We start from the raw sequence: 12,496 nt of genomic DNA on the forward strand, positions 1-12,496 counted from the left end.
TCAGCCGAATTCCAGCAACGTCCACAGCGGACGGACCGGGTCGAGGATCGGCAGCCGCTGCATCGTCCACACGGCCGCGTTGAGCACCCTCCCGCGGCCGGCGGGCAGCGGCAGGTCGTGCACCGCACGGATGCCCGGCACGGTGTTCACCAGGTCGGCCGCCTCGGCCACGCTCAGGCTGAACGGCATCGGAGGCACCTTGTAGCGCAGCGACGTTCGCATCCCGCGCCGCGCCCACCAGGCGAACCACGACGGCGGCAGGTCGAACATCATCTGGCCGCCGGGAAAACGTTGCGCGCACGCCCGGATCAACGACATGGACTCCTCGGGCTGCAGGTACATCAGCAGACCCTCGGCGGTGACGAACACCCCGTCGGCCGGGTCGACGCGGTCCATCCAGCTGAAGTCCAGCGCGGACTGCGCGCAGACCTGCACCCGGTCGGAGTGGGGGAGCAGCTTCTCGCGCAGCGCGATGATCGGCGGCAGGTCGACGGTCAGCCAACGGAATTCGTGTCCGGCGCCGGCCGCGTCGAGGCGGTGGAAACTGGTCTGCAGCCCCTCGGCGAGCGCGACCACGGTGGCCTTCGGATGGTCCCGCAGGTAGCGGCGGGTGTAGGTGTCGAAACCCTTGGCCCGCAACGCCATGTCCTGGCGGCGGCTGGGCCCGAACTTCGCGAAGTCGAAGTCGATGGAGTCGACCAGCCGGATGGCCATCGGGTCGTCGATGAGAGAGTCGGGCCGGCGCGCCTCGTTGGCCCGTACCTGCAACGTCAGCAACGCGGTCTCCGAGACCCCGGTCAGGGCGCTGCCGTCGACTTTGGCCGGTGTGTCCGTCACCCCGCCGAATCTACCGAACGCAGCACTTTGTCCAGCGTGCGCAGGTTTCGGGTGGTGGTCGACGACTTGTAGCGCTTCTTGCCCATGGTCTTGCCGATGGTCGTGGCCAACGTGCCCGACTTCGGCACCTGCCAGTAGACGACGCCCTCGCCGCGTGCGATCTTCTCCTCCGGCGGGGCGTCGGCGGCCAGGGCGGCGATCTCCGCGAGCACCTCCGGATCGGTCACGAACGTCACGTAGGAGTGGTGGCCCGGCTTCTCCCGTTCGAACGGGTACGCCGCCGCGATCGCGGCCACGGTGTCCACGTCATAGGCCAGCACCCAGGCGTCGTAGCCGAACGCCTCCCGCAGCGCGCGTTCGGCCGTGGCACGCACCGCCGCGGTCTTCGACGGGCTCTCCAGCAACACGTTGCCGCTCGCGAGAATGGTTCGCACAGAGGTGAATCCGGCCCCCTCGAACGCCTTCGCCACGTCGGCCATCCTCAGGTTCACCCCGCCGACGTTGACCCCGCGCAGGAAGGCCGCGTAGCGGGTCACTCCGCGAACTCCAGCACGGTCATGGCGGGCCGGCCGTTGCGGTGCAGCGGTGACCGGTCCAGCGGCGGCCAGAACAGCGCGTTGAACAGGCCGCGGCCGCGCGGCCACGGCACGTCGCGCGCGGCGCGCACCCCGGGGATGCGGCCGGGCAGCGCGAGCGCTTCGTCGACGGTGAGCGCGAACGGCATCGGCGGCGTCACGTACCGGTCGGAGAGCTTCATCCCCGCCATGGTGCGGCGGCTCAGCCAGTGCGGGATCGAATCGAACATCATCCGCCCGCCGGGAAACCGGGCCGCGCAGTCGGCGATCAGGTCGACCACGTCGCCGGGTTCCAGGTACATCAGCAGGCCCTCGGCGGTGATGAACACGCCGTCGGAGACGTCCACCCGGTCCATCCAGCTGCGGTCCAGCGCCGACTGCGCCAGCGCGACGATCCGGTCGTCGGCGGGCAGCAGCTGCTCCCGCAACGCCATCACCGGCGGAAGGTCGACCGAGAACCAGCGGATGTCGTCGGCGACGCCGAGCCGGTGCAGCCGCCACAGGCTGGTCTGCAGTCCTTCGGCGAGCGCCACGACCGCGGCCCGCGGATGTGCGGTCAGATAGTCGGCGGTGGCCGCGTCGAAGGCGCGGGCGCGCAACCCGTGCGACTGGTTGGGCCGACCGAATTTCCGGTAGTCGTAAGAGATGGCGTCGAACAGCGTGACCGCCCACGGGTCGCGGATGACGCCGTCGGACCGCTTGGCCTCCGAGGCCCGGTTGTGCAGCGTCCACAGCGTGGTCGCCGAAACCCCGTCCAGGGTGCTGCCGTCGATGACCGTCACGGCACGAGTGTAAGAAGTGCCGGTTCGGCCGGGGCGGCTTCCCGCGGGCGTAGGCTCGGCGCATGAGCCGCCAGGTGTTCGACGACAAGCTGTTGGCCGTGATCAGCGGTAACTCGCTGGGCGTCCTCGCGACCATCAAACGCGACGGACGGCCGCAGTTGTCGAACGTCTCCTACCATTTCGACGCCCGCGCGGTCGCACTCGAGGTGTCGATCACCGAGCCGAGGGCCAAGACCCGCAACCTGCGCCGCGACCCGCGCGCCTCGATCCACGTCAGCTCCGACGACGGGTGGGCCTACGCGGTGGCCGAGGGCGACGCCGTCCTCACCCCGCCCGCCGCGGCACCTGACGACGACACCGTCGAAGCTCTGATTGCGTTGTACCGCAACATCGCCGGTGAACATCCCGACTGGGACGACTATCGCCGGGCGATGGTCGACGACCGGCGGGTGCTGCTCACGCTGCCCATCTCGCACCTCTACGGGATGCCGCCGGGACGGCGCTGAAATTCGGGCGACGACGGTGTGCCGGCCGCGCTAGGCTGCCGGCATGGCTGAGCAACCGGACGACGACACCAAGCGCAAGTTCCGGGAGGCGCTCGAACGCAAGAAGGCCGCGTCGGCAGGCGGGGAAGACCACCGCGACGGCGGGCGCAAGCAGCCGAAGGCCCACGGGCGCGCGGAGAACCGCCGCGAATTCCGCCGCAAGAGCGGCTGATCCGTGACCCCCGAGTTCCTGCTCACCACGCTGGTGGTGGTCGCGACGCCCGGCGCCGGCGTGCTGTTCACCGTCGCCGCCGGGGTGGCGCGCGGCTGGCGGGCCGGCCTGGTCGCCGCGTTCGCGTGCACGCTGGGCATCGTGCCGCACATGGTCGCCGCGGTGACCGGCCTCGCGGCGATCATGCACACCAGCGCGCTGGCGTTCTCGGTGATCAAGTGGCTGGGCGTGGCCTACCTGCTGTACCTGGCGTGGCGCACCGTGCGTGACCGGTCGGTGTTCGGCGTGAAGGCCGATCAGGCCCCGGTGTCGCCGTGGCGGGTGATCGGCGCAGGCATCCTGCTCAACCTGCTCAACCCGAAGCTGACGATCTTCTTCTTCGCGTTCCTGCCCCAGTTCGTCACGCCCGGCACGGTGCCGACGATGGTGGGCCTCAGCGCGGTGTTCATGGCCGCGACGCTGGTGGTGTTCAGCATCTACGGCGTGTTCGCGGCCGCGGTCCGGCGCGAGGTGATCTCGCGTCCCGCCGTGATGGCGTGGATCCGGCGCAGCTTCGCCGCGACCTACGTGATGCTGGCCGGGCGACTGGCGCTGCAGACCCGCTGACCGGAGGCCGGCCGGCGTGCGGTGGCACTCAACTCGCGCGGCGTTCCCGTGCGACGATGGCGATCAGGCACAGCGTGGCGAGCACCGCCACGGCGACCGCGAAACCGACCCCGGCGGTGCGTAGTCCGAGCGCCTGCGCCGCGAGTCCCTCACCGACCACGGGCACGGAGATGGCGACGTAGGCCACCACGAAGTAGGTGGAGCTGACCTCGGCCCGCCGATCCGGCGGAGTTCGGTCGGATACCGCGGCGAGGCCCCGGCTGAAGCTCATACCCTGCCCGACCCCGGCGACGACGGCGGCGACGATGAGACCTGGCAGCGACGAAAAGTACAGCGCCACCGCGAGGATGACCATCCCGGCCACCAGGATCGCGCAGCCCACCGCCACCGCGCGCGCCGGCGCGACGCGGTTGGCGAGCACCTGCGTGACCGCGGAAGTGGCGAAGATCGAACACGCGATGGCCCCCGCGACGGCGTGGTTGGACACACCGACGACCTCGGCGAGGAACGACGGGGCCACCGCGGTGTACAGGCCGGTCACCGCGAATCCCGCGAAGGCCGCGAGGCCGGCGATCACGAACACCGCGCGCAGGTTCGCGGGCACCGAGAGACGTTGCAGCCCAGGGCGGCCGGTGCGTCCCGAGCTCTCCGGCACGAGGAACACCGCGATGCCCGCGAGCACGGCCATCACGATGTGGACGACGAACGACAGGTGCAGCGGCCAGGGCGCGTACTGCACGAGAATCCCGGCCAGCAGTGGGCCTGCGCCCACCCCGCCGATGTTGGCGACGGTGGCGACCGCGGCGGCGCGGGTGCGCCAGGACTCCGGCGCCGCCTCGATCACCGCGGCCGTGGCGGTGCCGGTGAAGATGGCCGCCGAGAAGCCCGACAGCACCCGCCCGATCAGCAGAGCGGGTACCGAGTCGGCGACGAGGAACACCGCGGCGCTGACCACCGCGAACCCGACGCCGGCCAGCAGCATCGGCCGCCGGCCCACCGCGTCGGACCAACGTCCGACGGCCAGCAGCGCGACGAGCACGCCGCCGGCGAAGGCGGCGAAGATCACGGTGGTGGTCAGCACCGAGAAGTGCATCCGCTCGGCGTAGAGCGCGTACATCGGTGTCGGCATCGTGGTGCCGAGCATCATCGCGACGAACGCGTAGGTCAGCAGGGGGAACGCGAAACGGCGGGCGCTCTCGCGGAAGGCGGATACGGCACCGGCCGGCGCGTCAGCATGCACATCGCATGGTATCGACGCCCGGCCGGGCCGCTACTCCACGGTGGATCTCGTCAGTGCGCGACGGCCTTCTCCGCGCCCACCCCGGTCAGGGAGCGCACCTCCATCTCGGCATTGCGTTCGACCTCGCCGCGGTCGCCCGGTGAGGTGAGCGTCCCGATGATGCCCAGCAGGAACGCCAGCGGGATCGACACGATGCCGGGGTTGGCCAGCGGGAACCAGGAGAAGTCGGCGCCCTTGATCATCGAGGTGGCCGTACCCGAGACCGCGGGGGAGAAGATGATCAGCACGATGGTGCTGATCAGCCCGCCGTACATGCTCCACAGCGCACCCCGGGTGTTGAACCGCGCCCAGTACAGCGAGTACAGGATGGTCGGCAGATTCGCCGAGGCCGCCACGGCGAAGGCGAGCGCCACCAGGAACGCCACGTTCTGTTCTCGCGCCAGGATGCCGAGCCCGATCGAGAGCACGCCGAGCACGACGACGGTGATGCGCGATACCCGGACCTGCTCGGCCTCTGTGACGGCGTGCCCCTTGCGCACCGTGGCGTAGATGTCATGGGCGAATGACGCCGACGCGGTGATGGTCAGACCGGCGACCACGGCGAGGATCGTCGCGAAGGCCACCGCCGAGATGATGCCGAGGAGCACGACACCGCCGAGTTCCAGCGCCAGCAGCGGCGCCGCCGAGTTCACCCCGCCCGGTGCGGCCAGAATGCGGTCCGGGCCGACAAGGGCCGCCGCGCCGTAGCCGAGCACCAGCGTGAACAGGTAGAAGGCCCCGATCAGTGCGATGGCCCACACCACCGAGCGGCGGGCCTCTTTGGCCGTGGGCACCGTGTAGAAGCGCATCAACACGTGCGGCAGGCCCGCGGTGCCGAGTACCAACGCCAAGGCCAGCGAGATGAAGTTGATCTGCGTGGTCAGGGAGGCGCCGTACTGCGCGCCGGGGGCCAGCACGTCGCGCGCGGCGACCTTCTCGTCGGCACTGCCGCTGATCATCGACTGCGCGGAACCCAGAATCTCGGAGAGGTTGAAGCCGAACTTGAACAGGACGAGCAGCGTCATGATGCCCGCGCCGCCGATCAGCAGCACCGCCTTGATGATCTGCACCCAGGTGGTGCCCTTCATGCCGCCGATCAGCACGTAGACGATCATCAGCAGGCCGACCACGGCGATGACCAGGGACTGGCCTGCCGCGCTCTCGATGTTCATCAGCAAGGCCACCAGCACCCCGGCGCCTGCCATCTGCGCCAGGAGGTAGAACAGCGACACCGCGAGCGTGTTCGTGGCCGCGGCCAGCCGGACCGGCCGCTGCTTGAGCCGGAAGCTCAGCACGTCGGCCATCGTGAACTTGCCGGTGTTCCTGAGGAGTTCGGCCACCAGCAGGAGTGCGACGAGCCAGGCCACCAGGAACCCGATCGAATACAGGAAACCGTCATAGCCGTAGACGGCGATGGCGCCCGCGATACCGAGGAAGCTGGCCGCCGAGAGGTAGTCGCCGGAGATGGCCACACCGTTCTGCGTTCCGGTGAACGCCCGGCCTGCCGTGAAGAACTCGGTCGCCGTGGCGTTCTTCTTGCTGGCCCGGATGACGATGAACAGGGTGACCAACACGAACACCCCGAAAATCGCCATGTTGGCGATGGGATTTCCGATCGTCTCGTTCACGGCGTCGGCTCCTCGAGTTCGGCGCGGATGGCCTCGGCGCGGGGGTCGATCTCCCGATTGGCGAAGCGCACGTAGATGAAGGTGATCAGGAAGGTGGTCACGAACTGGCCGAGCCCGATCAGCAACCCGACGTTGATGTTGCCCCAGACCCGGACGGCCATGAAGTCGGTGGCGAAGGCGCCCAGCAGGACATAGGTCGCGTACCAGATGAGGAATGCCGCGCTCATCGGGAACACGAAGCGGCGCAGCTTGCTTCGCAGTTCCTGGAACTCCGGGCTGGCCTGCATGGCCAGATACTGGTCGCCGCTGGGCATGGTTGCCGCCTGCGGTGGACGATCGGTTTCGGGCACCGTGACTCCTGATCTCGTGTGTGAACCGGTTCGCCGCTGACGCTAATTGAGATGTGGATCACAAAGGTGGCTTTCCCGGACTTGCAACGGCGAACCCGTCGGGCACTGCGGTGAACGGTCGGTCGGCGACGACGAACGGCACGGTGCGAGGACTCAGTCACGCGGGACGCGTTCGATGCCCATCCCGAGCCGCTCCGGCACATGCATGCGCGCGAAGATCTGCGCGACGTCCGGCGGGACGCTGCGCCGGGTGAACCGGCTGACGGTGATCATCGTCGCGAACGCCAGCGGCACCGTGACGGCGGCGGGATAGCCGACCAGCACTGCGGCCCAGCCGTCCAGCGCCTGCTCGTCGATCACCCCGGCGATCGCCAGCGTGACCGCCGTTCCGGAGGCGGCGCCGCCGACCACCAGGCCGCACGCCGCACCGGCCGCGGTCAGGCCGCGCCACCAGATCCCCAGCACGAGCAGCGGGCACAGCGTGGAGGCGGCCACCGCGAACGCCAGCCCGACGCTGCGCGACAGTTCGAGGCCGGAGGTGATGAGCGACAACGGGATCGGGATCAGGCCGCCGACGATCGCCGCGATGCGGAAGTCGCGGACCCGTCCGCGCAGCACGTCGGTGGCGAGCGCGCCGGCGATGCTCACCAGCAACCCCGACGAGGTGGCCAGGAACGCCGCGATCGCGCCGGCGGCGACCAGGGCGCCGAGCAGCTGACCGAGCACCCCGCCCACCGCCGCACCGGGCGCGAGCAGCACCGCCGCGTCGGCGGCGCCGGTGATCAGCAGCCGGGGCACGTACAGCCGGGAGAACACTCCGAGCAGCGTCGGGAACAGGTAGAACAGCGCCAGCAGCGCGATCACCGCCAGCGCGGTGCGCCGGGCGGCGCGGCCGTCGGGATTGGTGTAGAAGCGCACCAGCACATGCGGCAACCCCATGGTGCCCAGGAACGTGGCCACGATGATGGACAGCACCTGGAACAGCGGATGCGCGCCGCCGAGCCCGCCGCCCGAGGCGATCCACTCGGTGCCCGCGGCGGGCGTGCCGGCCAGCACCGGGGTGGTGCTGCCCTCGGCCAGCGTCATCGTCGTCCCCGCGCCCAGCAGGTGTTCGCCGGGCGCCCCGATCGGCGCCGAGGTGACCGGGGTGCCGTCCAGCCTGCCGGTGACCGTGATCCCGGCGGGCGCGGCGACCTGCACGACGACGTCGGTCTCGATCGCGACCGTGGTGTCCTTGGTGACGGTCGGCGGCAGCGGGCCGCCCAGTTCACCGCGGTCGGCGAAGAACAAACCGGTCAGCGCCAGGGCGGGGATCGCGACCGCGGTCAGCTTCAGCCAGTACTGGAACGCCTGGACGAAGGTGATCGACCGCATGCCGCCGGCCACCACGTTGGCGATCACGATGCCGCCGACCACGAGCGGGCCGATCCACACCGGCATCCCGAGCAGCGTCTTGAGCGCGAGCCCGGCACCCTGGTACTGCGGTACCAGGTACACCACGCAGATCCCGATGACCACGACCATCGCCGTCTTGCGCAGCCGCGCCGAGCCCAGCCGGAACTCGGCGAAGTCGGGCACCGTGTAGGCGCCCGAACGACGCAGCGGTGCCGCCACGAACAGCAGCAGCCCGAGATAGCCGGCAGTGAACCCGACCGGGTACCACAGCGCGTCGGCGCCGTACTTGGCGATCAGCCCGGCGACGCCGAGAAACGATGCGGCCGAGAGGTATTCACCGGAGATCGCGGCGGCGTTCCACTGCGGTCCGATGGTGCGGGAGGCGACGAGGAAGTCCGACGTGGTGCGGGAGAAGCGCACCCCGTAGGCGCCGATCGCGATGGTGGCGATCGCGGCGGCCAGCAGGGCCGCCGCCGTCAGCGGAGACCCGGTCACGGCTCGCTGTCGATGACGCGGACGAAGTCGCGCTCGGCCTGCTCGGCCAACCGGACGTAGAGCCGTCCCACCCCGTAGAGCAGCGGATACACCAACCCGGCGAGCAGGATCCAGTTCAGCCGCACCCCCGCCACGGTGACCGCGGCCCAGCCGGGAAACAGCGCGGAGGCCAACGGGATCGCGGCCACCACGCACACCACCACCGCGGCCAGGCGCAGGGCCAGCCCCAGCTGGGCGCGCACCAGCCCGCGCACCAGCGCGTCGCCGACCTGGGTCTGCTCCTGCACCTCCACCCGGGTACGCACCATGCGGGCGCCGCGCCGGTGCGCCAGCACGACGCGTTCGCGGTGCGGTCTGCCGGGCTCAGTCATCGCCGCCGGCGGGACGCAGCTGACGCATCGGGTCGCGCACCAGCCGGTCCCGCAGTTCGCGGGCCTGCCTGCGGCTCACGGGCAGTTCGATCGCCGGGGACGCGCCGTTGGCCCGCACCCGCACCAGCACCGCGCCGTCGGTGGTGCGCAACCCGGTCACCAATCGCAGCGCCACGAGGTACGACCGGTGGATGCGCTGGAAGCCGTGGTCGCGCCACCGGGTCTCCAGCGTCGACAGCGGGATGCGCACCAGATGTGAGCCCGTCGCCGAGTGCAGCCGTGCGTAGTCGCCCTCGGCCTCCACCCAGCCGATGCTCTCGCGCGGCACCAGATGGGTGATGCCGCCCAGCTCGGCGGGGATGACGTCGGAGTCGGGTTCGTCGTCGGTGACCGGCGGCTCGGCCGCGCGGGCCGCGCACACCCGGCGGACGGCCTCGTCCAGGCGGTCCTGGCGGATCGGTTTGAGCAGATAGTCGATCGCCCCGACATCGAACGCGGCGACGGCCTTGTCGTCGTGTGCGGTGACGAACACGATCGCCGGGCGGTGTGCGAAATTGGTGAGCACACCCGCCAATTCGATACCGGACAGCCCGGGCATGTTGATGTCGAGGAAGATCGCGTCGATGCTGCGCTGATTGAGTTCGCGCAGCGCCGAGGTGGCGTCGCCGACCCGGCACACCTCACCGATGTCGGGATGGCGCCCGAGCAGGTAGGCGAGTTCGTCGAGGGCGGGCGCTTCGTCGTCGACCGCCAGGACGGTCAGCCCCGCGCTCACCGGACACCCCGGTGTCGTGTCACCCGAACGCACCTCCGCTGGCCCGCACGCCGGACCGGAACTTGGGCACGCGCATGAGAACCTTGGTGCCCGCGCCGATCGCCGTTTCGACCACCAGACCGTAGTCGTTGCCGAAGGCCGCGCGCAGGCGATGGTCGACATTGGTCAGACCCACGTGCGCCCCGGTGTGGGTGGGCTGCCCGGACGCGGCCGAGCCGTTGCCACCCAACGCATCGCCGGGGCCCGAGCGCAGCGCGTCGGGATCCATGCCGACGCCGTCGTCCTCGACGGAGATGACGCAGTCGGCCCCCTCGTCGCGGGCGATGATCTCGATGGAGCCACCGCCGCGGCCGGCCAGCCCGTGCCGCACGGCGTTCTCCACCAGCGGCTGCAGCGCCAGGAACGGCACCACCACGCCGAGCACCTCCGGGGCCACCTGCAGGCGCACCTCGAGCGAGGCGCCGAACCGGGCGCGCTCCAGTGTCAGGTACCGATCGATGTTGCGCAGTTCGTCGGCCAGCGTCGTGTACTGCCCGGCCGCCCGGAACGAGTAGCGGGTGAAGTCGGCGAACTCCAGGATCAGCTCGCGGGCGCGGTCGGGGTCGGTGCGCACGAACGAGGCGATGGTGTTGAGCGCGTTGTAGATGAAGTGTGGGCTGATCTGGGCGCGCAGCGCGAGTACCTCGGCGCGGTCCAGGCGGGCGCGCGAGGCGTCCAGTTCGGCGAGCTCGAGCTGGCTGGCGGCGTAGCGCGCGACCTCGCCGACGGCGCCGAGCATGCCGGGACCGGGGGTGCGCGCGGTGACGACGACCAGCACGCCCAGCACGTCACCGCCGTCGGCGAGCAGCGGCTGGGCGATCACCGTGGTGGTGCGCACGGCGGTCAGCATCCGCCGCTGTCCGGTGACCGATTCGCGGGCGGTGCGGGCGGCCGCGTCGGCGACGTCGGCCGCCCACACCGGGTCGTCGCGCGGGTCGCGGGCCAGCCGCCCGCCGTCGCGGTCGTAGAGCGCCACCCCTTCGGCTCCGGTCAGCTCGCGCAGGAACGGCGCGGCGGATTCGGCGGAGGCGGTGTCGAGGCCCTGGCGCAGCGCGCGGGCGGCCAGCGACGCGGTGTGCAGCGCGGCGTGTACGGCGCGTTCGGTCGGGGTGGCCACCACGCGGCGGGTGCGCACCACCACGACCGCGGCGGCCACCGCGGCCACGATCAGCACCGCCGCCAGGACTATCGCGAGCTCGCCGGACATCTCACCTTCATCGGGTTGCGGCCACTCTAAACTCAACGCCGTGGCGAAACTGCAGCTAGTCCAGGACCCGGCGGCCGATGCGCTGCTCGAGGCGAACCCGTTCGCGTTGCTGGTCGGCATGCTGCTCGATCAGCAGATCCCGATGGAGGTCGCCTTCGGTGGGCCGAAGAAGATCGCCGACCGGATGGGCGGGGTGGACGCCCGCGAGATCGCCGAGTACGACCCGGAGGCGTTCGCCGCGCTGTGCGCCACGACGCCTGCGGTGCACCGGTTTCCGGGCTCGATGGCCAAGCGGATCCAGACGCTGGCGCAGATGATCGTCGACCGCTACGACGGCGACGCCGCGGCGCTGTGGACGGCCGGCGACCCCGACGGCGCCGAGGTGCTGCGCCGGCTCAAGGCGCTGCCCGGGTTCGGCGAGCAGAAGGCGAAGATCTTCCTCGCGCTGCTGGGTAAGCAGTACGGTGTGACGCCGCCGGGCTGGCGCGAGGCCGCAGGGGATTACGGCCGCGCCGGCGCGTACATGTCGGTGGCCGACGTGACCGACGCGGGCTCGCTGGACAGGGTGCGGTCCTACAAGAAGCAGATGAAGGCCCAGGCGAAGGCCGCGAAGGGCTGACCCGCCGACTTTCCCGCCTCGCATGCCCGGGTGTGCATATGGTGAACCCATGAAGACACACCTGAACTGCCCGTGCGGTGAGGCCATCACCGGTAAGGACGAGGACGACCTGGTCGAGAAGGCTCAGGCGCATCTGTCCGAGGCTCATCCCGGCCGCGACTACGACCGCGACGCCATCCTGTTCATGGCGTACTGACCGCTACGCGCTTCGTCGAGTTCTGCACCAGGGTCGTTGGGGCGACCGATCCACGACCCTGAGGTGGAAATCGGCGGACCACACAAGAATCCCCGGCCGCCAAGCGACCGGGGATTTCTCGTGTGTGGCGGGTCAGGGCACGACCGTGGACCCGATGGTCGGCATGAACTGGCACTGCATCTCGGTGGTGGTCACCTGGCCGAAGATCGTCGACATGATGCTGCCCGACCCGGTGTCCACGATCGCGGTCAGCGTGGTCGGCCCGTCGGGGTTGATGTCCGAGCGCGGCTTGAGCGTCGCACTGCCCGACTTGCCGGTGGTCAGGTTCACCCACGTGACGTTCAGCGGCAGCTTCTGCTCGGCCGCCGGGCCGGGAGTGCCGACCGCGGTGAACACGTAGGCCGTCTGCCCCGGGCCGGGCCCCGGCGCGGGGATCTTCGCCGGCCCGGCCACCGAAATCGCTGTGGCCAGAACGTTTCCGCCGTCCTTGAGGCACCCGTTGCTGATCGACGGGTACATGAAGTCCTGCTTCGGCGGGCTGTCCGGCGCGAAGCCGGCCGGTGCCGGCCCGGGCGCCGCTCCCGTCGCGGCGCCGGGCGATCCCGCGCCGGAAGCGCCGGTCCGG

Annotated in this window: 15 protein-coding genes and 1 pseudogene; 5 read left to right on the forward strand and 11 right to left on the reverse strand. The window is 70.6% G+C overall.

The annotated features are described in order from the left end of the window. The 3 genes from E4P42_RS22340 to E4P42_RS22350 are packed head-to-tail and all read right to left on the reverse strand — an operon-like array spanning position 1 to position 2,194. On the reverse strand, positions 1–837 hold the full coding sequence (locus E4P42_RS22340; RefSeq protein ID WP_135128294.1) for a class I SAM-dependent methyltransferase: 837 nt from the start codon (positions 835–837) through the stop codon (positions 1–3). Next, positions 834–1,373: a DUF1697 domain-containing protein gene (locus tag E4P42_RS22345; RefSeq protein ID WP_135128295.1), complete on the reverse strand. Its 540-nt coding sequence runs from the start codon at positions 1,371–1,373 to the stop codon at positions 834–836. Before E4P42_RS22345 ends, E4P42_RS22340 begins: the two co-directional genes overlap by 4 nt. Next, the gene (locus E4P42_RS22350) at positions 1,370–2,194 is read right to left on the reverse strand and encodes a class I SAM-dependent methyltransferase (RefSeq protein ID WP_135128296.1); all 825 of its coding nucleotides are present in this window, start codon (positions 2,192–2,194) and stop codon (positions 1,370–1,372) included. Before E4P42_RS22350 ends, E4P42_RS22345 begins: the two co-directional genes overlap by 4 nt. Positions 2,195–2,256: 62 nt before the next feature. On the opposite strand from E4P42_RS22350, the gene E4P42_RS22355 reads away from it, so the two are divergent. Genes E4P42_RS22355 through E4P42_RS22360 form a run of 3 tightly spaced genes read left to right on the forward strand, consistent with a single transcriptional unit; the run spans position 2,257 to position 3,517 of the window. After that, positions 2,257–2,700, forward strand: coding sequence for a PPOX class F420-dependent oxidoreductase (locus E4P42_RS22355; RefSeq protein WP_135128297.1), 444 nt, complete (start codon positions 2,257–2,259; stop codon positions 2,698–2,700). A 43-nt stretch (positions 2,701–2,743) separates the two neighbouring features. Further along, positions 2,744–2,911 carry a DUF5302 domain-containing protein gene (locus tag E4P42_RS27075; protein WP_167759577.1) on the forward strand — a complete coding sequence of 56 codons (168 nt, stop codon included), beginning with the start codon at positions 2,744–2,746 and terminating at the stop codon, positions 2,909–2,911. Positions 2,912–2,914: 3 nt separating this feature from the next. Next, positions 2,915–3,517: a LysE family translocator gene (locus E4P42_RS22360; protein WP_135128298.1), complete on the forward strand. Its 603-nt coding sequence runs from the start codon at positions 2,915–2,917 to the stop codon at positions 3,515–3,517. 28 nt (positions 3,518–3,545) lie between these two features. On the opposite strand, the gene E4P42_RS22365 is transcribed toward E4P42_RS22360, so the two are convergent. The 7 genes from E4P42_RS22365 to E4P42_RS22395 form a co-directional block, all read right to left on the reverse strand. After that, positions 3,546–4,664, reverse strand: a complete 1,119-nt coding sequence (locus tag E4P42_RS22365) for an MFS transporter (RefSeq protein WP_135128312.1) — start codon at positions 4,662–4,664, stop codon at positions 3,546–3,548. Between the two features lie 143 nt (positions 4,665–4,807). Further along, positions 4,808–6,391, reverse strand: coding sequence for a cation acetate symporter (locus tag E4P42_RS22370; protein WP_135128313.1), 1,584 nt, complete (start codon positions 6,389–6,391; stop codon positions 4,808–4,810). A gap of 29 nt (positions 6,392–6,420) precedes the next feature. Next, on the reverse strand, positions 6,421–6,774 hold the full coding sequence (locus tag E4P42_RS22375; RefSeq protein WP_371287065.1) for a DUF485 domain-containing protein: 354 nt from the start codon (positions 6,772–6,774) through the stop codon (positions 6,421–6,423). A gap of 153 nt (positions 6,775–6,927) precedes the next feature. Beyond that, positions 6,928–8,664 (reverse strand): cation acetate symporter, encoded by a 1,737-nt coding sequence (locus E4P42_RS22380; RefSeq protein ID WP_135128299.1) that lies wholly within the window; start codon positions 8,662–8,664, stop codon positions 6,928–6,930. Further along, a complete protein-coding gene (locus tag E4P42_RS22385; protein ID WP_135128300.1) occupies positions 8,661–9,035 on the reverse strand; it encodes a hypothetical protein in 375 nt (124 codons plus the stop codon). Before E4P42_RS22385 ends, E4P42_RS22380 begins: the two co-directional genes overlap by 4 nt. Continuing rightward, a complete protein-coding gene (locus E4P42_RS22390; protein WP_135128301.1) occupies positions 9,028–9,810 on the reverse strand; it encodes a LytTR family DNA-binding domain-containing protein in 783 nt (260 codons plus the stop codon). Before E4P42_RS22390 ends, E4P42_RS22385 begins: the two co-directional genes overlap by 8 nt. Positions 9,811–9,829: 19 nt before the next feature. Continuing rightward, a complete protein-coding gene (locus E4P42_RS22395) occupies positions 9,830–11,056 on the reverse strand; it encodes a sensor histidine kinase (protein WP_135128302.1) in 1,227 nt (408 codons plus the stop codon). Positions 11,057–11,096: 40 nt separating this feature from the next. On the opposite strand from E4P42_RS22395, the gene E4P42_RS22400 reads away from it, so the two are divergent. After that, positions 11,097–11,675, forward strand: coding sequence for an HhH-GPD-type base excision DNA repair protein (locus E4P42_RS22400; protein WP_135128303.1), 579 nt, complete (start codon positions 11,097–11,099; stop codon positions 11,673–11,675). A 49-nt stretch (positions 11,676–11,724) separates the two neighbouring features. Further along, a complete protein-coding gene (locus tag E4P42_RS22405) occupies positions 11,725–11,871 on the forward strand; it encodes a DUF1059 domain-containing protein (RefSeq protein WP_135128304.1) in 147 nt (48 codons plus the stop codon). Between the two features lie 132 nt (positions 11,872–12,003). Here the strand turns inward: E4P42_RS22405 and E4P42_RS22410 are convergent. After that, a pseudogene (locus E4P42_RS22410) lies at positions 12,004–12,496 on the reverse strand (hypothetical protein); the annotation flags it as partial.

The sequence above is a fragment of the Mycobacterium sp. PS03-16 genome (assembly GCF_004570325.1).
Classification (GTDB): domain Bacteria; phylum Actinomycetota; class Actinomycetes; order Mycobacteriales; family Mycobacteriaceae; genus Mycobacterium.

Bases quoted from the DNA above. Each gene is read 5' to 3' on its own strand.
- E4P42_RS22355 (WP_135128297.1), top strand. From the start codon at position 2,257: ATGAGCCGCCAGGTGTTCGACGACAAGCTGTTGGCCGTGATCAGCGGT.
- E4P42_RS27075 (WP_167759577.1), top strand. From the start codon at position 2,744: ATGGCTGAGCAACCGGACGACGACACCAAGCGCAAGTTCCGGGAGGCG.
- E4P42_RS22365 (WP_135128312.1), bottom strand. From the start codon at position 4,664: ATGATGCTCGGCACCACGATGCCGACACCGATGTACGCGCTCTACGCC.
- E4P42_RS22370 (WP_135128313.1), bottom strand. From the start codon at position 6,391: ATGGCGATTTTCGGGGTGTTCGTGTTGGTCACCCTGTTCATCGTCATC.
- E4P42_RS22385 (WP_135128300.1), bottom strand. From the start codon at position 9,035: ATGACTGAGCCCGGCAGACCGCACCGCGAACGCGTCGTGCTGGCGCAC.
- E4P42_RS22395 (WP_135128302.1), bottom strand. From the start codon at position 11,056: ATGTCCGGCGAGCTCGCGATAGTCCTGGCGGCGGTGCTGATCGTGGCC.
- E4P42_RS22405 (WP_135128304.1), top strand. From the start codon at position 11,725: ATGAAGACACACCTGAACTGCCCGTGCGGTGAGGCCATCACCGGTAAG.